Consider the following 24815-nt stretch of genomic DNA (forward strand, 5'->3'; position numbering starts at 1 on the left):
CGGCCGTTACTTGCGAATCACCAGCGCTACACCGCACGCGGCAATCACCATGCCCAGCGCGGCCAGCGGCGGAAAGCGCTCACCGAAGAGCGCCCAGGCCATCACTGCGGTCGTGGGCGGCGTCAGGTACAGCAGCGACGTCACCTTGGTCGCCGCGCCCTTGCGGATCAGCACGAACAGCAGCGAGATCGCACCGATGGACAGCGCCAGCACTGACCACACCAGTGAGCCGATCATCTGCGCCGTCCAGTGCACCTCGCGTGTCTCGAACAGAAACATGAACGGCAGACACAGCAGCGCCGACGCAGCAAACTGAATACACGCGCCCATGCGCAGGTCGAACACCGGGCAATGGCGCTTCTGATACAGCGTGCCAATGGTGATCGACAGCAACGCGCCCATACACAGCGCCAGCGTCGTCACACCCACGCCTGCCAAGTGCAGTTTGTTCGCCACCACCAGCCCCACGCCGGCGATGCCGCACAGCAGGCCAAGCCACTGGCGCCCCGTCACGCGCTCGCCGCGCATCGACACATACAACGCCGTGAGGATCGGCTGCATGCCGACAATCAGCGCCGTCATGCCCGCCGGCATCCCCAGCTTCACAGCCGCCCAGACGCCGGCCAGATAGCCCCACTGCATCAGCACACCCGCCACGGCAAGGTGGCCGACGGCTGCCCAGTCGACATCTTTCGTGCCCGCGCGACGCGGCAACGGCACACGTGCCAATAACACGAGCGGTAGCAGGCACACCAGCACACCCACAAAGCGCAGGAAGAGGAAGGTGATCGGCTCGGCGTACGGCATCCCGTACTTGGCCACGATGAAGCCCGTGCTCCAGATCAGTACGAACAACCACGGCATTGCGGCCACGAACAGGGAATCGCGGGCCTGCGCAGGCGCGGCGGAATACGCTTGGGTCATGCGGAAAGCTGGAGAGAGGTCGATGCGGCAGCAGCCTCGTCGCGTGCCGCCCAACGTTGTGCATGCCGGGCAGCCAGCGCAATGGTCTGCGCGTGGACGGCCACGGTGTCGTCGATGTTGTTGCCGTAGCCGCCCGCCATGGTAACGGCAATGGGAATGCGCCGCTGATACGCAAAATCGAACACCTGCTGGTCGCGCGCGGCCAACCCGGACATCGTCAGCTTGAGCCGGCCCAAACGATCACCTTCGTGCGGATCGGCGCCAGCCAAATAAATGATCAGGCTCGGCTTGAAGCGCCCCGCCAGGATATCGAGCGCACCGGTCAGCGCTTCCAGATAGTCGTGATCACCGCAGCCGTCATGCAGGCCAACGTCCAGGTCGGACGCTTCCTTGCGGAATGGGTAGTTCTTCTCACCGTGCACCGACAGCGTGAACACCGAGGCATCGTCACGCAGGATCGACGCGGTGCCGTTGCCCTGGTGTACGTCCAGATCAACGATGGCGACGGGAAACTCGGCGGGCGCCCTGCCCGGCTGGCGCTGCATCCAACGTGAAGCGATGGCCGCGTCGTTGAAGACACAAAAGCCGGCGCCCTTATCCGCATAAGCGTGATGCGTGCCGCCTGCCAGGTTGACGGCAATGCCGTCTGCCATGGCGGCTGCACATGCCGCCATGGTGGCGCCTGCAGATCGGCGACTACGCTCCACCATCTCCGGCGACCACGGGAAGCCGATCTCGCGCTGGCGTGCCGGATCAAGGTGGCCGGCGCTCACCGCCTCGACGTAATCAGGTGCGTGCGCCAGCAGCAAAGCCTGGTCATCGGCTCGCGGGGCTTCATGCATCTCCAACCCCGGTACCTCCGCCAGCACCCGCGCGCGCAGCTCACTGTATTTACGCATCGGAAACCGGTGGCCTGGGGGCAGCGGCAGCACAAAATGATCGGTGTAGAACGCCCGCATGAGAGATCACAAATAATTGCAGCGCAACAGAATTGGCGAACGGACGCATCCTAACCTAGGCTGCGACAGTATGTTTTTTGAGACGAAGTTGCCGCTAGAGCTAGCAAAGCAACTTCGACACGCACCACAAATGCGCATTCTTTTGCTACAAAAAGTTACGCCAAACGGTTTGCCGCGCAATTCCTGTGCATCAAAAATCAGCCAATTCTGATTTTTGTGCGATGCACAAAAGCTGCTTGACACTGGTTTGACGTTCAACAACAATGGAATTGTTGCGATGCACCATCCATAAGCCATCGCGATGTCGCCTGGAAGGCCCGACGCAGACCGTCATGCTTTGTACATCTGGGCGATCTAAATTTTGATTTTGATTCCCCCCGTCCACCTTGCATTGGAGAGACAACATGCTGACTCAGGAACAGATCGCTGCGGCGCACAAGGCCAACCTGGAAACCTTCTTTGGCCTGACCAACAAGGCTTTTGAAGGCGTCGAGAAACTGGTCGAACTGAACCTGCAAGTCGTCAAGGCTACCCTGGCCGAAAACGTCGAGCACGCCAAGAAGGCCCTGACCGCCAAAGACGCGCAAGAACTGCTGTCGGTGCAAACCGCTGCCGTTCAGCCGCTGGCTGAAAAGGTTCTGGCTTACAGCCGCCACCTGTACGAAATCGCTTCGGACACGCAAACCGAGTTCAGCAAGGCCGCTGAATCGCAAATCGCTGAAAACAGCCGCAAGCTGCAAGCGCTGGTCGACAACGTGTCGAAGAACGCCCCGGCTGGTTCGGAATCGGCTGTCGCCTTGGTGAAGTCGGCTCTGTCGGCTGCCAACAACGCCTACGACTCGGTGCAGAAGGCCACCAAGCAAGCTGTGGAACTGGCTGAAAGCAACTTCCACGCTGCTGCCAACGCTGCCAGCAAGGCAACCGCCCAGGCTTCGGCTCAAGCGCGTGCTGCCACCAGCAAGAAGACCACGACCGCGGCCTAATCGGTCTTAGTTTTCTGCGCAAACGGGCCTCCTTCGGGAGGCCCGTTTTGTTTGTGCCGTCGAATCAATCTTCCAAACGCATCGTTTGCGTGTATTTTGCGCGGAACCGAAACACACGCCCGGCGGTCAATTCCACTGTGTTCGTTGGATTGCCTCCTCGGTACCGCCAGAGAAAACCTGTCCTCAGTGGTGATCAGTGGGTACCTTTGACCCGGCTTCGGCCGGGTTTTTTGTGTGCACGCAAACCGTCACGGCGCTTCAAACTGCGAACTTTTGTGGGCGACCGGCGCTCCATCCTATATTGCGGATTACCACCCCAACCCTACGCCGATGTCCCGCGAATCCCTGGCCAAACGTGGCCTGATCTTCCTGGCCGCACTGATCCTGCTGTTCGAAGAATGGATCTGGAATGCCATGCTGCGGGTCACTGCCCGACTGGCAACGCACCCATGGGTGCAGGCTGCAGAACGACGCCTGGCTGCGCTTGAGCCGATCGAAGCCCTCTGTGCGTTCGTCCTGCCGATGCTGGCGCTACTGCCATTCAAGCTGGCGGCTGTCTACGTGCTCACGCGTGGCAAATTTATCGCCGGGACGCTCGTGCTGATACTGGCGAAGGCTGTCAGTACGGCGTTAGGTGCCCGCATCTACGTAGTGGTTCGGCCGCAGTTGCATACGATCGACTGGTATTCCCGCTGGGAAGTCGCTTTCCTGGCCTGGAAGCAGCGTATGGTTGCTGCCTTGCGCGCCAGCCCGACCTGGCAGGCGCTGCAGGCACGCATCGTCAGTTGGCGAACCCACCGGCGCGGGCTGCTACGCCTAGCTTGGCGCCGGCTGACCGCAGCGCTGCGCCTGCTGCGCCGGAACCGTCGCCCCGCCCAACCGCGTCACTGAGGCAACGCATCAAAGAAGAAGGGCCGCCCAATCGAGCGGCCCTTCTTCTTTGCCAGCCAGGTTTCAGGGTCTCTCTGAAAACACGGCGGTTAATTGCATCTCAGCGCTTGCGAGCTGGCGGCACATCCGTGCAGACACCCTCATAGATTTCCGCAGCCATGCCCACCGACTCACCCAGCGTCGGGTGCGGGTGGATGGTCTTGCCGATATCCACCGCGTCGGCGCCCATCTCGATGGCCAGACAGATCTCGCTGATGAGGTCGCCCGCATGCGTGCCGACGATACCGCCGCCGATGATGCGATGCGTTTCCTCGTCGAAGATGACCTTGGTGAAGCCCTCGTCGCGGCCATTCGCGATCGCGCGGCCCGAAGCGGCCCACGGGAACACGCCCTTGCCGTACTTGATGCCCTGTGCCTTGCACTGGTCTTCGGTCAGGCCGGCCCAGGCCACTTCCGGATCGGTAAAGGCCACCGATGGAATCTGCTTGGCATCGAAGTATGCCTTCTCGCCGTGCGCAGCTTCGGCAGCCACATGACCTTCATGGACCGCCTTGTGCGCCAGCATCGGCTGGCCAACGATGTCGCCGATCGCGTAGATGTGCGACACGTTGGTGCGCTGTTGCTTGTCCACGTCGATGAAGCCGCGGTCCGTCACAGCCACGCCGGCCTTCTCGGCGCCGATGCGCTTGCCGTTCGGGCTGCGGCCCACGGCCACCAGCACCATGTCGTAGCGCTGCGGCTCGGCCGGTGCAGCTTCGCCTTCGAACTTCACATAGATACCGTCCGGCTTGGCCTCGACACCAACCGTCTTGGTCTTGAGCATGACCTTGTCGAAGCGGCCCTTGTTCATCTTGTCCCACACCTTGACGAGGTCACGGTCGGCGCCCTGCATCAGGCCGTCGAGCATTTCCACCACGTCGATGCGCGCGCCCAGCGTGCTGTACACCGTGGCCATTTCCAGGCCGATGATGCCGCCGCCGATGACCAGCATCTTGGCCGGCACTTCATGCAGCTCCAGCGCGCCGGTCGAATCGACGATGCGCGGGTCTTCCGGGATGAACGGCAGTTTCACGGCCTCGCTGCCCGCAGCGATGATCGCCTTGGCGAAGCGGATGACCTTCTTCTCGCCGGTCACAGCCTTGCCGGCGCCGTCCGTCACCTGCACTTCCAGGTGGTTCGGATCGAGGAACGTACCAACGCCGCGCACGACCTGCACCTTGCGTGCCTTGGCCATGCCAGCCAGGCCGCCGGTCAGCTTGCCGATCACGGATTCCTTGTGCTTGCGCAGTTGGTTGATATCAACCTTCGGCTCGCTGTAGACGATGCCGTGCGCGGCCATCGCCTTGACTTCTTCCATCACGGCGGCCGTGTGCAGCAGCGCCTTCGACGGGATACAACCCACGTTCAGGCAGACACCGCCCAGCGTGGAGAAGCGCTCGACCAGCACGGTGTTCATGCCAAGATCTGCGCTGCGGAAGGCGGCCGAATATCCGCCCGGGCCAGAGCCGAGGACGAGCATGTCGCACTCGATATCTGCGCTGCCGGCATGCTTGGCCGCTTGCGGTGCGGGCGCCGCTGCTGCCGGCACTGCAGCAGGTGCTGCGGCCGGTGCCTGCGCAGGTGCCGGAGCTGCGGCTGCGCCGGCTTCCGCCGTGGCAATCACCGCTCCCTTCGCAACCTTGTCGCCCACCTTGACCTTCACATCGACGATCTTGCCGGCCACGTCCGACGGCACTTCCATGCTGGCCTTGTCGGATTCCAGCACGATCAGCGACTGCTCAGGCGCCACGGTATCGCCCGCCTTGATCAGCACTTCGATGACTTCCACTGCGTCGAAATCGCCGATGTCCGGCACCTTGATTTCCACCACGCTCATTCCTGACTCCTTGTTCTTGTCGTCGGCACCCGGCATCGCCTTGGCCGCCGACGCTTTCAATCTTGCAGACGTATCGTGTGCACTTCGATCGGGCCGCCCGAACTCTTGTCGAATTCCACGCCCGCAGCCACGCCGACCTGCGCAACATCCGCCGCCGTCTTGCCCGGCATGTCGAACACCGTAGACATGGCCCCCAGCGCAAAATTGCGCCCCGAGCCGATGCCCCAGAAGCGGTCGAACGAAAACACTTCGCGGTACGAATAAACGCCGTAGATGCCAGTTGCGTTGGCGATCAGGCAAGTGATCTGAGACGACTCGTAAGGGTCATCGTCGTCTTCCTTGGTGTTGACGAAATACTCGTCTTTGAGCTTTTCGTGCACCTTGAGGAAGGTCCGGAAGACGTCGTCGCGCGAGCCAAGCCGGCATTCATCCGCCAAGCCGGTCAGCAGGCTGCGCATGACCGGGAAGTGGGCCGTCGTACCCGCCAGGGCGATCAGCGACTCGCCCACCTGGAAGATCTTCTGGTTTTGCTCGTAGCCGCGCGCTAGGCGCGTATCGCCGAACGTCACCAGCGAATCGGCTGCGATTGCCACTTCGCCGTCTTTCTTGACCACCACGCACGTCGTCATGTCGTCCTCGCGAAAAATCCGCCGGCCGCTGCAAACCCGGCTGTAACCCCATCCAGGCCGGCACGCACAGGCCCAAAGCCAGATGCGTGCCGCACCCGTGCGGGCTTACAGGCTGACGCGGCGGAAGTCCGCCAGCACGCTGGCCAGATACGCGTTGAAGCGGGCAGCTTCTGCGCCATCGATCACGCGGTGATCGTACGACAGCGACAGCGGCAGCGTCAGGCGCGGCACGAACTGCTTACCGTCCCATACCGGCTTCTGGTAACCACGCGACAGACCCAGGATGGCCACTTCCGGCGCGTTGATGATCGGCGTGAAGTTCGTGCCGCCGATGCCGCCCAGCGACGAGATCGAGAAGCAACCGCCTTGCATTTGGTCCGGCTTCAGCTTGCCTTCGCGGGCGGCCTTCGACAGGTCGGCCATTTCCTTGGCGATGTCGACCAGGCCCTTCTTGTCCGCATCGCGGATCACCGGCACCACCAGCCCGTTGGGCGTATCAGCCGCAAAGCCGATGTGGAAGTACTGTTTGAAGACCAGGTTGTCGCCGTCCAGGCTGGCGTTGAACGTCGGGAATTTCTTCAGCGCGCCAACAACCGCCTTGATCACGAACGCCAGCATCGTGAACTTCACGCCGGCCTTTTCGTGGTCCTTGTTCATCTGCACGCGGAAAGCTTCCAGCTCGGTGATGTCCGCTTCGTCATTGTTGGTGACGTGCGGGATCATGACCCAGTTGCGGTGCAGGTTCGCGCCCGAGATCTTCTTGATGCGCGACAGCGGCTTCGGATCGACCGGACCAAACTTGGTGAAGTCCACCTTCGGCCACGGCAGCAGGTTCAGCTCGCCGCCGCCAGACGGTGCGGCAGCAGCCTTGCCCGGCGCTGCGGCTTGGCCGGTCATCACGCCCTTGACGTAGCGCTGCACGTCTTCCTGCGTGATACGGTTCTTCGGACCCGTGCCGCCAACGAGGCTCACGTTCACGCCCAGATCACGCGCGTACTTGCGCACCGACGGGCTGGCGTGGGCGGCCTTGCCCACCGTACCGACGGTGTCGGCGGTGTAGGTTGCAGGCGCAGCAGCCGGGGCGGCAGCGGGAGTAGCGGCAGGTGCCGGGCTCGGTGCAGCGGCAGCCGGTGCGGGCGCCGGAGCTTGTGCGGGGGCCGGTGCTGCAGCCGCGCCGCCAGCACCATCCAGCACGACGATCAGCGTGCCTTGCGACACGGCATCGCCCACCTTCACGCGGATTTCCTTGACGGTACCGGCAGCCGGCGACGGCACATCCATCGTGGCCTTGTCCGATTCGAGCGTGATCAGCGACTGCTCGGCTTCCACCTTGTCGCCCACCTTCACGCTGATCTCGATGACCGGCACGTCCGTGTAGTCGCCGATGTCCGGGACCTTCACTTCAACCGTGCCGCCACCTGCAGCTGCCGGCGCGGGTGCCGGAGCTTGTGCAGCAGGCGCGGGTGCCGGCGCAGCAGCGGCCGGAGCCGGTGCGGGCGCAGCTTGAGCGGCAGGCGCCGGAGCTGCAGCGGCGCCCTGCTCTTCGAGCAACAGCACCAGCGAGCCTTCCGACACGCTATCGCCCACCTTGATCTTCACTTCCTTGACGACGCCGCTCTTGGGCGACGGCACGTCCATGGTCGCCTTGTCCGACTCCAGCGTGACCAGCGAATCCTCGGCGTTGACGGTATCGCCCGCCTTGACCAGCACTTCGATCACCGGGACGTCTTTGTAGTCGCCGATGTCCGGCACCTTGATTTCTACGACTTGACTCATTCTTCTGTCTCCAGAGGGTCTGGCGGCGAGCGCATCCGGCGGCGGACACAAGCTGCCCCGCAGGCTACCGCATCGTGCAGGCAAATGCACTACGCGAAAAGTCTGTCGGGGGCGGTGCCCGGCCGGACGCAACCTGCGCGCCCGGCGGCTCCGTTATACGGTCATCGGGTTGGGCTTGTTCGGATCGAGGTTGTACTTCTTCAGTGCCTCGGCCACCTTTTCGCGCGGCAACACGCCTTCGTCGGCGAGCGCCTTGAGCGACGCGACCGTCACCCAGTAGCGGTCCACTTCGAAGAAGTGGCGCAGCTTCTCGCGGGTATCCGAGCGGCCGAAGCCGTCGGTGCCCAGCACCACGTAGCGACGCGGCACGAAGGCGCGGATCTGCTCGGCGAAAGTACGGACGTAGTCGGTCGATGCGATGACCGGGCCGCGTGCGTTCTTGAGCAGCTTCTCGACGTGCGACTCGCGTTGCGGTTCGGTCGGGTTGAGCAGGTTCCAGCGGGCGACGGCATTACCTTCGCGGGCCAGCTCGGTAAAGCTTGGGGCACCCCACAGGTCGGACTCAACGCCCCAATCCTTCTTGAGCAGCTCAGCCGCGGCAATCACCTCACGGAAGATCGTGCCCGAACCCAGCAGTTGCACGCGCGGTGCGTTGCTGTTCTCGACGCCCTTCTTGAACTGGTACATCCCCTTGATGATGTCGCCCTCGACACCCGCCGGCATTTCCGGGTGCTCGTAGTTCTCGTTCATCACCGTCAGGTAGTAGTAGACGTCTTCCTGCTCGACATACATGCGGCGCAGGCCGTCTTGCATCACCACCGCCAGTTCGTACTGGAAGGTCGGGTCATACGAGATGCAGTTCGGGATGGCAGCGTGGTACACGTGCGAGTGGCCGTCTTCGTGCTGCAGCCCTTCGCCGTTCAGCGTCGTGCGGCCAGCGGTGCCGCCCAGCAGGAAGCCGCGCGAGCGCATGTCGCCAGCAGCCCAGCAGAGGTCGCCGATACGCTGGATGCCGAACATCGAGTAATAGATGTAGAACGGGATCATCGCCACGCCATGCGTCGAATACGACGTGGCGGCCGCGATCCAGTCGCACATGGCGCCGGCTTCGTTGATGCCTTCCTGCAGCACCTGACCTGTCTGCGATTCCTTGTAGAACATCAGCTGGTCGTGATCCTGCGGCACGTACTTCTGGCCTTCCTGGTTCCAGATACCGACCTGGCGGAACAGACCTTCCATACCGAACGTGCGGGACTCATCCGGCACAATGGGCACGACGTGCTTACCGACGTTCTTGTCCTTCAGCAGGATGTTCAGGATCCGCACGAAGGCCATCGTGGTGGACACTTCGCGGCCTTCGCCGGTGGCCTTCAGCAGCGCGTCAAACGCGGCCAGTGCCGGAATCTGCAGCGCGTCGGCCTTCTGGCGACGTGCCGGCAGGTAGCCGCCCAGGTCCATGCGGGCCTTGCGCATGTACTCGAGTTCCTTCGAGCCCTCTTCGAACTTGACGTACGGAACGTGCTCGAGCTGGTCGTCGGCAACCGGGATGTTGAAGCGATCGCGCAGCTTGCGGATGGCGTCCACCGGCATCTTCTTCTGCTGGTGGGCGATGTTCATCGCTTCGCCGGCTTCGCCCATGCCATAGCCCTTGATGGTCTTGGCGAGGATGACGGTCGGCTGACCCTTGTGGTTCGTGGCCGATTGGAACGCCGCGAAGATCTTGTGCGGATCATGGCCGCCGCGGTTCAGCGCCCAGATGTCGTCGTCGGACCAGTCGGCCACCATGGCCTTGAGTTCCGGCGTGTTGAAGAAGAACTCGCGCACATAGGCGCCGCTCTTCGACTTGAAGGTCTGATACTCGCCGTCGACGCATTCCATCATGCGGCTCATCAGCAGGCCCTTGGTGTCGCGGGCGAGCAGTTGATCCCAGCGGCTACCCCAGATGACCTTGATGACGTTCCAGCCGGCGCCGCGGAATTCGCTTTCCAGCTCTTGAATGATCTTGCCGTTGCCGCGCACCGGACCGTCCAGGCGTTGCAAGTTGCAGTTGATCACGAAGACGAGGTTGTCCAGCTTTTCACGGCCGGCCATGCCGATCGCGCCCAGCGATTCCGGCTCGTCGGTTTCACCGTCGCCCAGGAAGGCCCAGACCTTGCGGTTTTCCCAGTTCTGGATCAGGCCGCGGCTGGCCAGGTACTTGGTGAAGCGCGCCTGGTAGATCGCCATGATCGGGCCCAGGCCCATCGATACCGTCGGGAATTGCCAGAAATCCGGCATCAGCCACGGGTGCGGATACGACGAGATGCCCTGGCCGTCCACCTCCTGGCGGAAGCTGTCGAGCTGGTTTTCGGTCAGGCGGCCCAGCAGGAACGCGCGCGAATACACGCCCGGCGCCGAGTGGCCCTGCACGAAGACCATATCGCCGCCGTGCTTGTCCGACGGGGCGTGCCAGAAGTGGTTGTAGCCAACGTCATACAGCGTGGCTGCGGACGCGAACGACGAGATATGGCCACCGACGTTGGTGTCCTTGTTCGCACGCAGCACCATCGCCATGGCGTTCCAGCGCGTGTACGAACGGATGCGGTGCTCGATTTCCTGGTTGCCGGGAATGCGGTCCTGGTTCTCAACCGGAATCGTGTTGATGTAGGGGGTTTCTGCGTGCAGCGGCGAGGTCACGCCGTTGATGCGCGCGTACTCGATCTGCTTATCGAGGAGGAACGCCGCGCGTTGCGGGCCTTCCGCGCCGATGACGCCTTGTAGCGCCTCCAGCCATTCCTTGGTTTCCTGGGGATCGACGTCGCTGGCGCTCGTGGCGCCCAGGACTTGTTCTGGTACGGCCGACATGGCGGTCTCCTTGGTAGCAGTAACGGTAGTTGCGTCTCGTTGGATTGGGGGTACCCCAACTTTTGCGCTGATTCTATGGGCACCCGCAAATGCAGCACAAGTGGAATTTTCAAATTGCGATATGGTTTTTTATAATGCGGAATATTGCGGCGATGCAAAACAAATCACTTTTGACGCTGCAGCGCAGCATTTCCCTGCTGGCGAAATGTGCGTCACCAAGCGGTTTCCCCAAGCGACCCGCAGGTTAATTGCCGTTACACTTGGTTTTGCGCAGTTGCACAGATGTCCACACCTTTACCTCCGCAGAATTCCGGCGTTCGTCCGCCCATCATGCTTTCCCCCCGCCACGCCCAGCAGGACCCGGCCCGGTCGTCTGACCCCTCCGAATTGTCCGAGCCGCCGATGCCTGCCGCGCCCTCGTCTATACATACAGCGGTGTCCGCACCCGAGCTGCCACCCGATGAGGGCGTGCGCGCTAACATGCCGCGCCGCTTGTGGATGATGCGCCTGGGTCGGTTGTGGACGACCAACTGGTTCATGTTCATTCCGCTGGTGGCAATCGTTTTGTTTGCCGGCGCGATGATCTTCATCCTGTATCAGCTGCACGCCACCGAGGTGCAGCAGCAGCGTGACGCTCTCTACCGCGATGCCGCCTGGGCCGAGCAGAAGGTGCGTCTGTCCTTGCAGAGCAATCAGGATCAGGTGGCTGCGCTGGCCCGCGACATTGGCGCCGCGCAGCTCGACCCGAGTGCCTATCGTGATGCCGCGCGCCAACTGCTGCGCGAGAACCCCGAGCTGGTCTTCATCAACTGGCTGGATGCCACCCGCCGCCCGCGCTGGGCCTTCCCGGCCAGCTCTGAATTTGTCACCCGCGTGCGCGAAACACGTGAGCACCCGCTCGAGGCTGAGATCCAGTCAGCCTATGACGCCGCACGTGAAACGCAGCGCGCCGTCTATTCCCGCCCGATCCAGAACGAGCGCGGCGAGAGCTTCATGCTCATGGAAGTGCCGATCGTGCGCGACAACGAGTTCCTGGGCACGGTGGGCGCCATGTACTCGGTCACCGGCATCCTCACGCAACTGCTGCCGGGCGAACTGACTGACCGCTACCGCTTCTCGCTGGTCGACAAAAACAATGTGATCCGGGCCAGCACGTCGCTGCGGCCGGTGCCCAAGGCGGCGGCGTCGTACGAGGTGCTGCTGGACCCGCCGGGGCATTCGCTATCATTGCGGGCCGAGGCGTATCCGGCGCCGTCCAATCTGCCCAACAACATGTTGATGTGGCTGGTGGCTGGCCTGTCGTGCTTCGTGATCTGGAGCTTGTGGAGCGTCTGGCGCCACACCAGCCGACGCTCTGAAGCGCAACGCGCGCTACTGGCGGAAACGTCATTCCGCCGCGCCATGGAAAACTCCATGGTGATCGGCATGCGCGCGCTCGATCTCAACGGCCGCATCACCTACGTCAATCCCGCGTTCTGCCGCATGATCGGCTGGACAGAGGCAGAACTGGTTGGCCGCATGCCGCCCTTCCCGTACTGGCCGCCCAATGAAATCGGCGAGATGCAGAAGCACATCGAGCTGACCCTGCGCGGCAAGGCCCCTGCCAACGGCATGGAGCTGCGCATGATGCGCCGTGACGGCACGAGCTTCTATGCGCGGATGTACGTCTCGCCGCTGATCGACGCGCGCGGCCGGCACACAGGCTGGATGAGTTCGATCACCGACATCACCGAACCCAAGCGCGCGCGCGAAGACCTGGCTGCGGCACATGACCGCTTCACGACGGTGCTGGAAAGCTTGGACGCAGCCGTGTCCGTGCTCTCCACCGACAAGGCCGAGCTGCTGTTCGCCAACCGCTACTACCGCCAGCTCTTCGGCTGGGAAGCGTTCGGCCACCTGCAACTGTCCGGCCAGGATGTCAACACGGAAGACGTGTCCAGCGATGCGCTCGACATGGTGGATGGCTATGCTGGCCTGCCCGCCTCCGAACTGACACCGCACGCCGCCGACGCACGCGAGATCTACGTGCCTGCGATGCAGAAATGGTTCGAAGTGCGCCGCCGCTACATCCAATGGGTGGACGGTCACCTCGCGCAGATGCAGATCGCCACGGACATCACCGTGCGCAAGGCCGCCGAAGAAATGACGCGCCAGCACGAAGAGCGCCTGCAGTTCACCAGCCGCCTGACGACCATGGGCGAGATGGCTTCGTCCCTGGCGCACGAGTTGAACCAGCCGCTGGCGGCCATCAACAACTACTGCATGGGCGCGGTCGGCCGCCTGAAGAGCGGTCGCAGCACCGCGGAAGAGCTGATTCCCGTGCTGGAGAAAACCTCCGCCCAAGCAGTACGCGCCGGCACCATCATTCAGCGCATCCGGGGCTTCGTGAAACGCAGCCAGCCGCAGCGGCGGGAATCCGACCTGCGGGACATCGTGGCAGATGCCGTCGGCCTGGCCGAGCTGGAAGCCACGCGGCGCGGCATCACCATCCTCACGCGGCTGCCGGCCGAGTTGCCGCACCTGTATGTCGACCCGGTGCTGATCGAGCAGGTGCTGGTCAACCTGCTCAAGAACGCCGCCGAAGCCATGGCTGCCCACCCGCGCCTGCGCGCCGCGAGTGTCCTGCGCCTGCACGCCAACCTGATCGACGACCCGGAAAACTCCGTGCTGATCGAGGTCATCGACCAGGGCCCGGGCGTGGACGACAGCACCAAGGAGCGCCTGTTCGAGCCCTTCTTCAGCACCAAGTCCGACGGCATGGGCATGGGCCTGAACATCTGCCGCTCCATCATAGAATCCCACCTCGGCAGGCTCTGGGTAGAAAACAATGCCGATGGCATCGGCTGTACGTTTAAAATCATCCTGCCGCTGAATCCGCTGTAAATCGTTGTTAAAACAAACGTAGAACGTAGACCGAGGACTCCTCCATGAGCACAACGCCCGCAGCAGTTGCTCCGCGCAACGAAACCGTGTTCGTCGTCGACGACGATGAAGCCATGCGTGACTCATTGACGTGGCTGCTCGAAGGCAACGGCTACACCGTGCGCACCTACCGCAGCGCTGAAGAGTTCCTCGTAGACGACAAGCGCACCGAAGGCGTCGGCTGCCTGATCCTCGACGTGCGCATGCAAGGCATGAGCGGCCCCGAGCTGCAGGACCGCCTCATGGCCGAGAACAGCCGCCTGCCGATCGTCTTCGTGACCGGCCACGGCGATGTACCGATGGCGGTGTCGACCATGAAGAAAGGCGCGGTCGACTTCATCGAGAAGCCCTTTGACGAATCCGAACTGCGTGAACTGGTCGAGCGCATGCTCAGCAAGGCCCGCTCGGAAGATTCCGTCGCCCGCGAGCAGAAGGCCGCCAAGGACCTGCTCGGCCGCCTGACCACGCGCGAGCAGCAGGTGCTCGAGCGCATCGTTGCCGGCCGCCTGAACAAGCAGATCGCCGACGACCTGGGCATTTCCATCAAGACGGTGGAAGCCCACCGCGCCAACATCATGGAAAAGCTCAACGTGAACACGGTGGCGGACCTGCTGCGACTGGCGCTGTCAAAGAACGCTTGAGGCATCGGCGCGCCTGCGCCGTGTCAACTGGGCGGTTAGGAAGGAAGGCGCCGATTTATAATTGCGGTTTGCCCTCTCCCTCCTCCGCCCAGCCATGACCGCCCAACTCATCGACGGCAACGCGCTTGCCAAGCAACTCCGCGCCGAAGCCGCACAACGCGCCGCCGCTCTCACCGCGCGCGGCCACCAGCCCGGCCTGGCCGTCATCCTCGTGGGTGAAGACCCAGCCAGCCAGGTCTACGTACGCAACAAGATCAAGGCGTGCGAAGACAACGGGTTCCTCTCCGTCTTCGACCGCTACCCCGCTGACCTGACCGAAGCCGACCTGCTCGGCCGCATCGATGCCCTGAACCGCGACCCGCGCATCCACGGCATCCTGGTTCAACTCCCGCTGCCCAAGCACATCGATAGCCACAAGGTGCTCGAGGCCATCGCGCCCGAGAAGGACGTTGACGGTTTCCACGTCGCCAACGCAGGTGCGCTGATGACCGGCGCCCCGCTGTTCCGCCCCTGCACGCCGTACGGCTGTATGAAGATGCTGGAATCGGTCAACTACCCGGTGCGTGGCGCCAATGCCGTGGTGGTGGGCGCCTCGAACATCGTCGGCAAACCGATGGCGATGCTGCTGCTGCAGGCCGGCGCCACCATCACGATCTGCAACAGCAAGACGCGCGACCTGGCTGCCCACACGCGTGAAGCGGACATCATCGTGGCCGCGGTCGGCCGCCGCAACATCATCACCGCCGACATGGTCAAACCGGGCGCCGCGGTCATCGACGTGGGCATGAACCGCGACGATGCCGGCAAGCTCTGCGGCGACGTCGACTTTGCCGGCGTCAAGGAAGTCGCCGGCTACATCACCCCGGTGCCGGGCGGCGTCGGCCCGATGACGATCACCATGCTGCTGATCAACACCTTGGAAGCCGCTGAACGCGTTGCTGATGGAGCCTCGTTGGCAGCGTAAGCTTCACTTTCCACCATTGGAAACGAGAAAAGCGTCCCAACCTGTTGGATCGGACGCTTTTTTTGTCCCCGATTTTTCCTACTGAGCCCGCCATGACCGACATTTCGCTCCAAGCCAATAATCCGCTGCTCGATTTTTCCGGTCTGCCGCGCTTTGCGGATCTCCGCCCCGAGCACATCACGCCAGCCATTGACGTGCTGCTCGAGCGCGCAGCGGCGGCCGTCGCCAAGGTCAAGGACCCGGCCACACCTGTTTCCTGGAAAACCGTCGTTACCGCGCTGGAAGACGCCACCGAGCCGCTGGGCCGCGCCTGGGGCATCGTCAGCCACCTGAGCGCCGTGGCCGATACGCCGGCCTTGCGCGAGGCGCATGCCGCCAACCTGCCGCGCGTGACCGAGTTCTGGTCGGGCCTGGGCCAAGACCTCGAACTGTTCGAGAAGTACAAGGCCATCGCGCAGAGCGCCGAATACGCCACCCTGAATTCCGCCCGCAAAAAGCTGCTCGACAACGAGCTGCGCGGCTTCCGCTTGGGCGGCGCCGAATTGCCGGAAGACCAGAAGCCGCGTTTTGCTGCCATTCAAGAACAGCAGGCGCAACTGACCAAGGCCTTCAGCGACCACGTGCTGGATGCCACCAACGCCTACGCCCTGCTGATCGAAGACGAGGGCCGCCTGGCCGGTCTGCCCGACGACGCCAAGCAAGCCGCGCAGGAAGCCGCCCGCCGAGACAACCCCAACGCCACGGGCTGGAAGTTCACGCTGCACTTCCCATCGTACTTCCCGGTGCTGCAATACGCCGATGACCGCGCGCTGCGCCGCACGCTGTACGAAGCCAACGTGACGCGCGCCTCCGAGCTGGGTGCCCAATACGGCGGCGGCAAGGCAGAGTGGGACAACACGGCCAACATGGCCGAGCAGCTCACGCTGCGCACCGAAGAAGCCCACATGCTTGGCTATCGCAACTTTGGCGAGGTCTCGCTCGTGCCGAAGATGGCGAATTCGCCGGAAGAAGTCCTGCGCTTCCTGGGTGAGTTGGCCGACCGCGCCCGCCCCTTTGCAGAACAGGATTGGGCCGAGCTACAAGCCTTTGCCAAAACCTCACTCGGCATCGACAAGCTCGAACCGTGGGACATGGCCTACGCCTCGGAAAAGCTGCGTGAGGCACGCTATGCATTCTCCGAGCAGGAGGTGAAGCAATACTTCCCGGAACCCGCCGTGCTGGATGGCTTGTTCAACGTTGTGCAAACGCTGTTCTCGGTGAAGATTCGCCCGGAAGAGGCTGCGGTCTGGCACCCGGACGTGCGCTTCTTCCGCGTCGAATCGGCCCAGGGCGAGCTTCTCGCACAGTTCTACATTGATCTGTACGCCCGCGAAGGCAAACGCGGCGGCGCCTGGATGGATGACGCGCGTGGCCGTAAGGCACTAGCCGATGCCCACGTGCAAACCCCGGTGGCCTACCTGACCTGTAACTTCTCCGGCCCGGTCGGCGACAAACCCGCGCTGTTCACGCACGACGAGGTCATCACCCTCTTCCACGAGTTCGGCCATGGCCTGCACCACATGCTCACGCGCGTGGACGAACTGGGCGTGTCCGGCATCAACGGCGTGGAATGGGATGCGGTGGAGCTGCCCTCGCAGTTCATGGAGAACTTCTGCTGGGAGTGGGAAGTGCTGTCGCGCATGACCCGTCAGGTGAACTCCGGCGAGCCGCTGCCACGCAAGCTGTACGACAGCATGCTGGCTGCGAAGAACTTCCAGAACGGCATGATGACGCTGCGCCAGATCGTGTTCTCGACGTTTGACATGCACTTGCATACGGATTTCGACCCGAAGGGTTCGGCCTCGGTGCTGGAGCTGTCGCGCCAGGTCAACAACCGCTTCCACGTGGTGCCGCAGGCCGAGCTGTCGCGCTGGCCGAATACGTTCAGCCACATCTTTGCAGGCGGCTATGCGGCGGGCTACTACAGCTACAAGTGGGCCGAGGTGCTGTCGGCGGATGCCTATGCAGCGTTTGAAGAAGCCGGCAAGCTGAGCGGCTCGGTGCTCGACGCCGAAACCGGCGCGCGCTACCGCCGCGAGGTGCTGGAAGTCGGTGGCAGCCGCCCGGCCATCGAGTCGTTCACGGCCTTCCGTGGTCGCGCGCCGAGCATCGATGCGCTGCTGCGCCACGGTGGCATGGTGGCGGAAGCTGCCTGACGCTCTGCGTTGCAAGAACAACGCCGCTTCGTGCGCAGGCCGAAGCGGCGTTTTTTATTTGGCCATCATCCGGGCAAGCGGAAATCGACGTGTGTGGGCCGGCCCGGTAACGAGAGCGCCGCGTGTGGTGCAGGCGTACGTGCAACCACTTGGCCCCGTCGGATAACCAGCGTGCGTGCGGCACGCAAGCGTATCGCTTCAATCGGGTCGCGCGCATCCAGCACCACCAAGTCCGCATGGCACCCTGGCGCAATGCCGTAGCCGTCCAACCCAAGGATGCGCGCGGGTGTTTCCGTCACGGCCGCAAAGCACTGACGCATGGCCTCCTGCCCCGTCATCTGCGCGACGTGCAAGCCCATGTGCGCCACTTCCAGCATGTCGCCCGAGCCCAGGCTGTACCACGGGTCCATCACGCAGTCGTGGCCGAAAGCGACCTCGATGCCGGCTGCCAGCAGTTCAGGCACACGCGTCATGCCGCGCCGCTTCGGATACGTATCGGACCGCCCCTGCAGCGTGATGTTGATGAGCGGATTGGCAATCGCCGCCACGCCCGCCTCGCGCATCAGCGGCAGCAGCTTGCTAACGTAGTAGTTGTCCATCGAGTGCATCGACGTGAGGTGCGAGCCGGCGACGCGGCCGTGCAAACCCAGGCGATGTGTTTGCACGGCCAGTGTTTCGATATGACGCGAGAGCGGGTCGTCCGACTCATCGCAGTGCATGTCGACACGCAGCCCGCACTCGGCAGCGAATTCGCATAGCAGGCGGATGGACTCCGCGCCATCGGCCATGGTGCGCTCGAAATGCGGAATCCCGCCAACCACGTCCACGCCCATGCTGATGGCGCGCTTGAGGTTGTCGAATGCGCCTGGACTGCGCAACAGGCCATCCTGCGGGAAGGCGACGAGCTGCAAGTCCAGGTACGGCGCGACCTGACGCTTGACATGCAGCAGCGCCTCGACGGCAAGCAAGCGCGGGTCGCACACGTCTACGTGGGAACGGATCGCCAGCAGGCCGCGTGCGACAGCCCAATCGCAGTAGTGCAAGGCGCGCTCGACCAACGCGTCTTGCGTGAGCATTGGCTTGAGCTCGCTCCACAGCGCGATGCCTTCGAGCAGCGTGCCGGACCGGTTCACACGCGGCAAACCGTACGACAACGTCGCATCCATGTGGAAATGCGCATCGACGAACGGCGGACTGACCAGTGCTCCAGCCGCGTCAAGTTCCTGCGCCCCGCGTGCGGGCAGTTGCGGCTGCAAGGCAGCAATGCGGCCGGCATCGATACCAATATCGATACCGGTGCGCCCATCGGGCAAGCTGGCGTTGCGAATCACGAAATCCATGCGGGCTCCTGTTGCAACCAAGCTGCCAATCTACCGCAAGCGGATGATGGCGCGCTGCATGAAGACTCGGGCCTCGCAATCGTTGACGCACGCGTGCCCACCGTCGGCTGACGGCAGGCACATTGTTACGGTTACCGGCGGCTGGTTACTTGACGATCACCGTTGGGTCCCACGTAACGTATCCAGCCAGTACTTGGCTTTCGCTGTCGTCCGACAAGGTAAACAACGCCGCCGTAGCCCAGAAGTTCGTCGCAGTACCCTTCTGACTCACTTTGGCATCGCAAGAACTGAAGGTCTCGGTAACGAACTTGAAGGGATAGCCGTTGGGCGGTGTCGGTTGAGCTGCCTTTTGCAGCGTGATCACATCAACGTGCGAAGGGTCCAGAACAGGCTCACCACCGCTCAGTGCGATGATGAAGGCCGCTTCCTCCGAATTGCCCGACGTGCTGGTACACGAAAAATCCAATGTATCCCCAACCTGCGCATTGAGGATGATGTTGCCCGGGTCGGCGGCACTCCACCCGCGCGGGTCATCGGAGGACATGTAGATAAACGCGTGCCCAATTTGCGTAGCTTTTTGGGGCTCCTGACTCAGCTTGCCGTATTTCGCGATAATCGCCTGCACGTCCATCACAGTCATCACATTGATCGTAATGCGCTGGTTCTGACCAACACGATCACCGGCCTTCGTTCTTTCAAGATCCCTTTCCGCCATAATGCCTCCTGATTATTCTTGCCTACTCTTTTCTCGGTTTTCGGCAACCCCGATTAAAAAGGACAAAATAATTGCAATCCGAAGGAAAATAACCCGCCTGGGATAACCGATCTAAGCTGGCATGCGATGCACAACCTTCCAGTTCGTGGCACTGGATATGCAGCTAGCGTCTCTGCAGCGCTCCCTGCACAACCCCACACCCCTGCGGAGATTTAGGACTCCGCGCTTGATTGATTTTCGCTTTTCGCCAACCTTCGTGAAACCCGATTCACTTGGCATCGACGCGCAGTGCGTTATCTCACTGTGACGTGGATGCTATGTCGGCCACTACCTTGCTGCAAATTACTCATATTCATAGCAGTCATAATCAGAACGACGAGATGAGATCGATAGCAAACAAGGATTAATCCTTATATCCCATAGATAATCAGCCGATCCGACATCAAAACCATCCGTCTGGCGAAGAGCAGTGCCTTGGTGGTAGCGCCGGTGGACTGTCCGCGCCGCCTGTTACCCATCGCAGACGAACGGCATGCAGGTCGCCCATCAGACAACCATCGGCGCCGACTGCAAGCATGCGCAGCAGTGTGTTCGACTGCATCCAGCAACCCGCACGCGGCGACGGTTTGATTTGCCGAGGCCAAGCTCGGCGTGCCGCAGTCCCCCATCTACCGCTTGGCCAAGGCAGGGGAACTCGAACGCGAGCTTGTGAGGATTGGCAAGCGATCAAGCGGCGTAGCGATCGAGGGTGTCCGGACGATGATCAAGCGAAACTAGGTTGCCCGCTGATACCATGCTGGCATTCGCGCAACACGGGTATAACGCCCACCCGAGCCCTTCCAAGGGGTAGCCACGTGGGTAGCCAAGCCAGCAGTTCAGGCCAGCACCCACTGCAAACACCTGAAATCAAAAGAATTTCCGAAACGATGAGAGTCGCCACCTGGAACGTCAACTCCCTCAAAGTCCGCCTGCCGCAGGTGCTGCAATGGCTGGCTGAGCGCGAGGCCGACGCCACGCCCATCGATCTGCTCTGCCTGCAGGAACTGAAGTTGCCCGACGACCGCTACCCGCTGGCTGAACTGGACGCCGCGGGCTATGCATCGCTGTTCACCGGCCAGAAGACGTACAACGGCGTGGCCATCCTCGCGCGTAAGGCTGCCGTACCCGAAGGCCGCGACGTGGTGAAGAACATCCCCGGTTTCGCCGACGAGCAGCAGCGCATCGTGGCTGCCACGTACGACATGGCCGGCGGCCCGGTGCGCGTGATCTCCGCCTACATCCCGAACGGGCAGGCACTCGATTCCGACAAATTCGTCTATAAGCTGCGCTGGCTGGAGGCGCTACAGGAATGGCTGAAGGCCGAGATGGCCGCCAACCCGCGCCTGATGCTGCTGGGCGATTTCAATATCGCCCCGGAAGACCGCGACGTGCACGACCCGAAGAAGTGGGAGGGCCAGAACCTGGTGTCCCCAGAAGAGCGCGCGGCCTTCCGCGCGATGGAGAGCGCCGGGCTGGTCGACGCCTTCCGCATGTTCGCGCAGGAAGACAAGCAGTTCTCGTGGTGGGACTACCGCATGTTCGGCTTCAGACGCAACGCCGGCCTGCGGATTGACCACATCATGCTGTCGCCTGAACTCGCCAAGCGGTGTGAGTCATGCCATATCGACCGCGTGCCACGCACATGGGAACAGCCGTCAGACCACACGCCGGTGGTCGCTGCGCTGCGCGACGCGTAAGGCGGATCGGCATGGCTTCCACCTTCAAGCACCGCAATCTGCCGCATCTGCTGCTGCGCGCACGTGAGACCTTCATGGCGCGCTTTCGGCCGATCCTGCGCGAGCACGGCATCACTGAGCAGCAATGGCGTGTGCTGCGCACGCTCAATGACACCGGCGACATGGAGCCCAACCAGCTCGCCGATGCGTGCCTGATCCTGAGCCCGAGCCTGACGCGCATGCTGGCGGCGATGGAGCAGTCCGAGATGATCGTACGCACGAAGTCGTCGGTAGATCAGCGCCGGCAAGTGATCTCGCTCACGCCCAAGAGCCGCAGGTTCCTGGCCGACGTGGAGCCGCAAGTGGACGCGGAGTACGCACGCATCGAAGCCCAGCTCGGACGCGCGCGCCTGGATGCGCTCTATGTCGCCATCGACGAGTCCATCCGGGTGATGGAAACGCACACGCCGATGTCGCGCTTTACCGGCGACGAATAACGCCCGTCAGTAAACGCTGCCGCCTGTCTGCGGCCTGGCACCCTCTCCCTTGAACGCCTGCGCGAGCTGTTCAGCGCTACGGGCCAGCAAGGTCACATCCGTTCCGACTGCGACAAAGGTTGCCCCGAGCGACAGGTAGTGCCTGGCCTGCGCCTGATCGGCCGACAAAATGCCCGCTGCCTTGCCCGAGGCCACAATGCGGCGGATCGTATCGTCGATCGTCTTGCGGACTTCCGGATGGCCAGGCTCGCCCAAATGGCCCATGGACGCGGCCAGATCGCCCGGACCAATGAACACGCCATCCACGCCGTCCACCGCAAGAATCGCGTCGAGATGCGCCAGGCTTTCGGTGGTTTCCACCTGCACCAGCGTGCACATCTCCGCGTTGGCGCGGCGGAGATAGTCGTCAACGCGGTTCCAGCGCGATGCGCGTGCCAGTGCACTACCCACGCCACGCATGCCCTCGGGCGGATAGCGCATCGCTTCGACGGCAGCACGGGCCTCGTTTGCGCTTTGCACCATCGGCACCAACAGCGTCTGAGCGCCGATGTCCATCAGGCGCTTGATCTCTACGGCATCGTTCCAGGCCGGCCGCACAATCGGGTGCGATGGATACGGCGCGATGGCCTGCAGTTGCGCAAGCGTCGATTGCAACTGGTTCGGCGCGTGCTCGTTGTCGATCAGCAGCCAGTCGAAGCCAGCCCCTGCGACGATCTCTGCCGGATACGGATGCGTCATCGCCATCCAGAGGCCGATCTGCGGACGGCGTTCGGCCAACGCGCGCTTGAAGTGGTTCACCGGGAGCTGCATGACAGGGACATCCTTTGAGCAGAAAACGAAACGTCAGACGAAATGGCAGGCAATGCTGCCAAGCGGGCCATAGTCGCAATGGAATGTATCACCGGGGCGGGCAGGCACGGGGCGCGTGAACGAACCGCCCAGGATGATCTGTCCTGGCTCCAGCGCCACGCCATGCGGCGCCAGCTTGTTAGCCAGCCACACCACCCCGTTGGCCGGATGGTTCAGCACACCCGCCGCCACGCCAGTCTCTTCGATGACGGCATTGCGCGAGAGGATGGCACCCACCCAGCGCAGATCCACATCACGCATGCGGATCGGCCGGCCGCCCATCACCACGCCAGCGTTGGCGGCGTTGTCGGCAATCGTGTCGAACACCTTGCGTGGGCGACCGCTGTCGGGGTCGATCGACTGCGAGCGCGCATCGATGATCTCCAGGGCCGGAATCACATGATCCACCGCGTCGTACACATCAAACAGCGTCACCTCCGGCCCTTCCAGCCGCTTGCCGAGCACGAAGGCGAGTTCCACTTCCACGCGCGGCACGATGAAACGGCCGGCGGGAATCTCGCTGCCGTCGGCAAAGAACATGTCGTCGAGCAGCGCGCCGTAGTCCGGCTCATCAATCTGTGAGGACTGCTGCATCGCACGCGAGGTCAGGCCGATTTTGTGGCCCTTCAGGCGTCGCCCTTCCGCCAGCTTCATCGCCACCCAATCGCGCTGGATGGCGTAGGCATCGTCGATGGTGATGTCGGGGTGGTCGAGTGAAACTTGGCGGATCTGCTTGCGGTCGATCTCGGCCTGGTGCAGGCGGCGGGCAATGGTCTGGATGGTGGCGGTATCGAGCATGGATCAGGCTTTGCGAAAACGCGCGTGGATATTGTTGTGCTTGTAGCTGCCGCCTTCGTCGAACTCGGTCAGCTCCATCGAGAGCGCCAGGTAGCGGCGGGCAAAGGCCTCCGCGAAGTGCGCTTTGATGGCGTCGAACAGCGCGTCGCAAGCGATCTTCTTGACCTCGGGCGTTCGGCCTGCCCCGATCTTGAGCGTGACGTGAACGAAGGCGTCGTCCTCCTTGCCATCGGCGACGCGGTAGTCCGTCAACTTGACGGCACGCGAGCGGATGCCCCCGGTCGGGAACACGCCGTTCTGCGCGATCAGCGTCGCATTGATTGTCTGCAGGAGTTGCGGGATGCGGGCGTCGTCGCCCAGGTTGTCGGTGTATTCAACAATGACGTGCGGCATGGCGGTCTCCTGCTCACGTCCCGGGTTGATCACGTTCGGGCAGCGGGAAGATCGCATTGATCTGGCCGGTGCCCGAACTGGGAAAATAATCGGTGATGACTTCAATGCCCTTGTCATAGGCATCCCAACCAAGCAGGCCAAGCAGCATGGCCGTGTCATGCATGCCGCCCTCGCCTTCGCACAGCGACGCGTATTCGGGCAGCATCGCGCAGAAGGTCTTCCAATCGCCCTGCTTCCACAAGTCCACCACACGCAGGTCGACCTGTTTGAAGAACTCGCGGCTGATCTGGTGGATGGCCTCTTCGGGGCTGCCGTTGTCGTTGAAGCGGTGCGACAGCGAACCACTGGCCAGGAACGCGACGGTGCTGTCGCTGGCCGCGATGGCTTCGAGCAGCGCAGCGCCAAAGCGGCGGCTCTCGTCCAGTTTGTGCCAAGCGCACCAACCGGCAATCGACACGACCTTGAAGTGCTGGTCGCTGTTCATGTAGCGCATCGGCACCAGCGTGCCGTATTCGAGTTCGAGGCTATCGATCTCGTGCGCGCGCGTGAAAACACCACGCGCAGTTGCCGTCTCGGCAATCAGGCGGCCGAGCGCCGGATTGCCCGGATACGCATACCGCATGTCCTTGATGAAATGCGGCAACTCGTTGCTCGTGTAGATGCCCTCGAAGCGAGCATTGCAGTTGACGTGGTAGCCGGCGTTGACCAGCCAGTGCACGTCGGACACGACGATGGTGTCCACGCCCAGATCACGGCAACGCTGCCCGATGACGCGGTGTCCCTCGATGGCCGCCGCGCGGCAGCCATGATGCTTGCCGGGTAGCTCCGACAGGTACATCGACGGTACGTGGGTAATCTTCGCGGCCAAGGCCAACTTGCCCATGGTGTCTCCTTCCGCCCTTGT

At 62.9% G+C, this 24815-nt stretch carries 21 protein-coding genes; 8 read left to right on the plus strand and 13 right to left on the minus strand.

The genetic code is table 11. The features are described 5' to 3' along the window. Positions 1-6 precede the first annotated feature (6 nt). The 3 genes from PI87_RS09515 to PI87_RS29040 form a co-directional block, all read right to left on the minus strand. A complete protein-coding gene (locus PI87_RS09515) occupies positions 7-924 on the minus strand; it encodes a DMT family transporter (RefSeq protein ID WP_039597469.1) in 918 nt (305 codons plus the stop codon). Further along, entirely contained in the window at positions 921-1883 is a 963-nt protein-coding gene (locus tag PI87_RS09520; RefSeq protein ID WP_039597470.1) for a histone deacetylase family protein, read from the minus strand. The genes PI87_RS09515 and PI87_RS09520 overlap by 4 nt, the downstream gene beginning before the upstream one ends. Before the next feature lie 190 nt (positions 1884-2073). Further along, positions 2074-2289, minus strand: a complete 216-nt coding sequence (locus PI87_RS29040; RefSeq protein ID WP_157003105.1) for a hypothetical protein — start codon at positions 2287-2289, stop codon at positions 2074-2076. Between PI87_RS29040 and PI87_RS09525 the strand changes: the two genes are divergently transcribed. Together PI87_RS09525 and PI87_RS09530 are read left to right on the plus strand one after the other, a co-directional pair. Further along, positions 2288-2866 (plus strand): phasin family protein, encoded by a 579-nt coding sequence (locus PI87_RS09525; RefSeq protein WP_021194645.1) that lies wholly within the window; start codon positions 2288-2290, stop codon positions 2864-2866. The two genes, PI87_RS29040 and PI87_RS09525, sit on opposite strands and share 2 nt — an antisense overlap. Positions 2867-3196: 330 nt before the next feature. Next, positions 3197-3757, plus strand: coding sequence for a hypothetical protein (locus tag PI87_RS09530; RefSeq protein ID WP_039597471.1), 561 nt, complete (start codon positions 3197-3199; stop codon positions 3755-3757). A 100-nt stretch (positions 3758-3857) separates the two neighbouring features. Here PI87_RS09530 and lpdA read toward each other — a convergent pair whose 3' ends face one another. The 4 genes from lpdA to aceE form a co-directional block, all read right to left on the minus strand. Next, positions 3858-5633, minus strand: coding sequence for a dihydrolipoyl dehydrogenase (gene lpdA / locus PI87_RS09535; protein WP_039597578.1), 1776 nt, complete (start codon positions 5631-5633; stop codon positions 3858-3860). Positions 5634-5689: 56 nt separating this feature from the next. After that, positions 5690-6262 (minus strand): MFS transporter, encoded by a 573-nt coding sequence (locus PI87_RS09540; RefSeq protein ID WP_039597472.1) that lies wholly within the window; start codon positions 6260-6262, stop codon positions 5690-5692. Positions 6263-6367: 105 nt separating this feature from the next. After that, complete coding sequence (gene aceF, locus PI87_RS09545) at positions 6368-8038, minus strand: dihydrolipoyllysine-residue acetyltransferase (protein ID WP_039597473.1); 1671 nt, start codon at positions 8036-8038, stop codon at positions 6368-6370. Positions 8039-8191: 153 nt separating this feature from the next. Continuing rightward, positions 8192-10882 carry a pyruvate dehydrogenase (acetyl-transferring), homodimeric type gene (gene aceE, locus PI87_RS09550; RefSeq protein ID WP_039597474.1) on the minus strand — a complete coding sequence of 897 codons (2691 nt, stop codon included), beginning with the start codon at positions 10880-10882 and terminating at the stop codon, positions 8192-8194. A 282-nt stretch (positions 10883-11164) separates the two neighbouring features. On the opposite strand from aceE, the gene PI87_RS09555 reads away from it, so the two are divergent. From PI87_RS09555 to PI87_RS09570, 4 genes are all read left to right on the plus strand, one after another. Beyond that, a complete protein-coding gene (locus PI87_RS09555) occupies positions 11165-13765 on the plus strand; it encodes a PAS domain S-box protein (RefSeq protein ID WP_039597475.1) in 2601 nt (866 codons plus the stop codon). Between the two features lie 44 nt (positions 13766-13809). Beyond that, entirely contained in the window at positions 13810-14445 is a 636-nt protein-coding gene (locus tag PI87_RS09560) for a response regulator transcription factor (RefSeq protein ID WP_039597476.1), read from the plus strand. 94 nt (positions 14446-14539) lie between these two features. Then, positions 14540-15409: a bifunctional methylenetetrahydrofolate dehydrogenase/methenyltetrahydrofolate cyclohydrolase FolD gene (gene folD, locus PI87_RS09565; RefSeq protein WP_039597477.1), complete on the plus strand. Its 870-nt coding sequence runs from the start codon at positions 14540-14542 to the stop codon at positions 15407-15409. A gap of 92 nt (positions 15410-15501) precedes the next feature. Next, positions 15502-17604: a M3 family metallopeptidase gene (locus PI87_RS09570; RefSeq protein WP_039597478.1), complete on the plus strand. Its 2103-nt coding sequence runs from the start codon at positions 15502-15504 to the stop codon at positions 17602-17604. Between the two features lie 65 nt (positions 17605-17669). Here PI87_RS09570 and PI87_RS09575 read toward each other — a convergent pair whose 3' ends face one another. Together PI87_RS09575 and PI87_RS09580 are read right to left on the minus strand one after the other, a co-directional pair. Continuing rightward, positions 17670-18944, minus strand: a complete 1275-nt coding sequence (locus tag PI87_RS09575; protein ID WP_039597479.1) for an amidohydrolase family protein — start codon at positions 18942-18944, stop codon at positions 17670-17672. A gap of 145 nt (positions 18945-19089) precedes the next feature. Then, entirely contained in the window at positions 19090-19659 is a 570-nt protein-coding gene (locus PI87_RS09580) for an inclusion body family protein (protein WP_039597480.1), read from the minus strand. Between the two features lie 926 nt (positions 19660-20585). On the opposite strand from PI87_RS09580, the gene xth reads away from it, so the two are divergent. Continuing rightward, positions 20586-21395 carry an exodeoxyribonuclease III gene (xth, locus tag PI87_RS09590; RefSeq protein WP_039597481.1) on the plus strand — a complete coding sequence of 270 codons (810 nt, stop codon included), beginning with the start codon at positions 20586-20588 and terminating at the stop codon, positions 21393-21395. An 11-nt stretch (positions 21396-21406) separates the two neighbouring features. After that, on the plus strand, positions 21407-21871 hold the full coding sequence (gene hpaR / locus PI87_RS09595) for a homoprotocatechuate degradation operon regulator HpaR (protein WP_039597482.1): 465 nt from the start codon (positions 21407-21409) through the stop codon (positions 21869-21871). A 6-nt stretch (positions 21872-21877) separates the two neighbouring features. On the opposite strand, the gene hpaI is transcribed toward hpaR, so the two are convergent. Genes hpaI through hpaD form a run of 4 tightly spaced genes read right to left on the minus strand, consistent with a single transcriptional unit; the run spans position 21878 to position 24794 of the window. Then, positions 21878-22681 (minus strand): 4-hydroxy-2-oxoheptanedioate aldolase, encoded by an 804-nt coding sequence (gene hpaI / locus PI87_RS09600; RefSeq protein ID WP_039597483.1) that lies wholly within the window; start codon positions 22679-22681, stop codon positions 21878-21880. Between the two features lie 33 nt (positions 22682-22714). After that, on the minus strand, positions 22715-23518 hold the full coding sequence (gene hpaH, locus PI87_RS09605; protein ID WP_039597484.1) for a 2-oxo-hept-4-ene-1,7-dioate hydratase: 804 nt from the start codon (positions 23516-23518) through the stop codon (positions 22715-22717). Positions 23519-23521: 3 nt separating this feature from the next. Next, positions 23522-23911, minus strand: coding sequence for a 5-carboxymethyl-2-hydroxymuconate Delta-isomerase (locus PI87_RS09610; RefSeq protein WP_039597485.1), 390 nt, complete (start codon positions 23909-23911; stop codon positions 23522-23524). Between the two features lie 13 nt (positions 23912-23924). Further along, positions 23925-24794: a 3,4-dihydroxyphenylacetate 2,3-dioxygenase gene (hpaD, locus tag PI87_RS09615; protein WP_039597486.1), complete on the minus strand. Its 870-nt coding sequence runs from the start codon at positions 24792-24794 to the stop codon at positions 23925-23927. Positions 24795-24815: the final 21 nt, after the last annotated feature.

Origin of the sequence: Ralstonia sp. A12 (assembly GCF_000801955.1) — a bacterium.
Taxonomy (GTDB): Bacteria; Pseudomonadota; Gammaproteobacteria; order Burkholderiales; family Burkholderiaceae; genus Ralstonia.

Excerpts from the sequence above, each read along its gene's own strand:
- PI87_RS29040 (WP_157003105.1), bottom strand. The coding sequence starts at position 2,289 with ATGTTGTCTCTCCAATGCAAGGTGGACGGGGGGAATCAAAATCAAAAT.
- folD (WP_039597477.1), top strand. The coding sequence starts at position 14,540 with ATGACCGCCCAACTCATCGACGGCAACGCGCTTGCCAAGCAACTCCGC.
- hpaH (WP_039597484.1), bottom strand. The coding sequence starts at position 23,518 with ATGCTCGATACCGCCACCATCCAGACCATTGCCCGCCGCCTGCACCAG.
- PI87_RS09520 (WP_039597470.1), bottom strand. The coding sequence starts at position 1,883 with ATGCGGGCGTTCTACACCGATCATTTTGTGCTGCCGCTGCCCCCAGGC.
- PI87_RS09610 (WP_039597485.1), bottom strand. The coding sequence starts at position 23,911 with ATGCCGCACGTCATTGTTGAATACACCGACAACCTGGGCGACGACGCC.
- PI87_RS09575 (WP_039597479.1), bottom strand. The coding sequence starts at position 18,944 with ATGGATTTCGTGATTCGCAACGCCAGCTTGCCCGATGGGCGCACCGGT.
- PI87_RS09540 (WP_039597472.1), bottom strand. The coding sequence starts at position 6,262 with ATGACGACGTGCGTGGTGGTCAAGAAAGACGGCGAAGTGGCAATCGCA.
- PI87_RS09515 (WP_039597469.1), bottom strand. The coding sequence starts at position 924 with ATGACCCAAGCGTATTCCGCCGCGCCTGCGCAGGCCCGCGATTCCCTG.
- aceE (WP_039597474.1), bottom strand. The coding sequence starts at position 10,882 with ATGTCGGCCGTACCAGAACAAGTCCTGGGCGCCACGAGCGCCAGCGAC.
- PI87_RS09525 (WP_021194645.1), top strand. The coding sequence starts at position 2,288 with ATGCTGACTCAGGAACAGATCGCTGCGGCGCACAAGGCCAACCTGGAA.
- hpaR (WP_039597482.1), top strand. The coding sequence starts at position 21,407 with ATGGCTTCCACCTTCAAGCACCGCAATCTGCCGCATCTGCTGCTGCGC.
- hpaI (WP_039597483.1), bottom strand. The coding sequence starts at position 22,681 with ATGCAGCTCCCGGTGAACCACTTCAAGCGCGCGTTGGCCGAACGCCGT.
- PI87_RS09555 (WP_039597475.1), top strand. The coding sequence starts at position 11,165 with ATGTCCACACCTTTACCTCCGCAGAATTCCGGCGTTCGTCCGCCCATC.
- PI87_RS09560 (WP_039597476.1), top strand. The coding sequence starts at position 13,810 with ATGAGCACAACGCCCGCAGCAGTTGCTCCGCGCAACGAAACCGTGTTC.
- PI87_RS09530 (WP_039597471.1), top strand. The coding sequence starts at position 3,197 with ATGTCCCGCGAATCCCTGGCCAAACGTGGCCTGATCTTCCTGGCCGCA.
- xth (WP_039597481.1), top strand. The coding sequence starts at position 20,586 with ATGAGAGTCGCCACCTGGAACGTCAACTCCCTCAAAGTCCGCCTGCCG.
- hpaD (WP_039597486.1), bottom strand. The coding sequence starts at position 24,794 with ATGGGCAAGTTGGCCTTGGCCGCGAAGATTACCCACGTACCGTCGATG.
- lpdA (WP_039597578.1), bottom strand. The coding sequence starts at position 5,633 with ATGAGCGTGGTGGAAATCAAGGTGCCGGACATCGGCGATTTCGACGCA.
- PI87_RS09570 (WP_039597478.1), top strand. The coding sequence starts at position 15,502 with ATGACCGACATTTCGCTCCAAGCCAATAATCCGCTGCTCGATTTTTCC.
- aceF (WP_039597473.1), bottom strand. The coding sequence starts at position 8,038 with ATGAGTCAAGTCGTAGAAATCAAGGTGCCGGACATCGGCGACTACAAA.
- PI87_RS09580 (WP_039597480.1), bottom strand. The coding sequence starts at position 19,659 with ATGGCGGAAAGGGATCTTGAAAGAACGAAGGCCGGTGATCGTGTTGGT.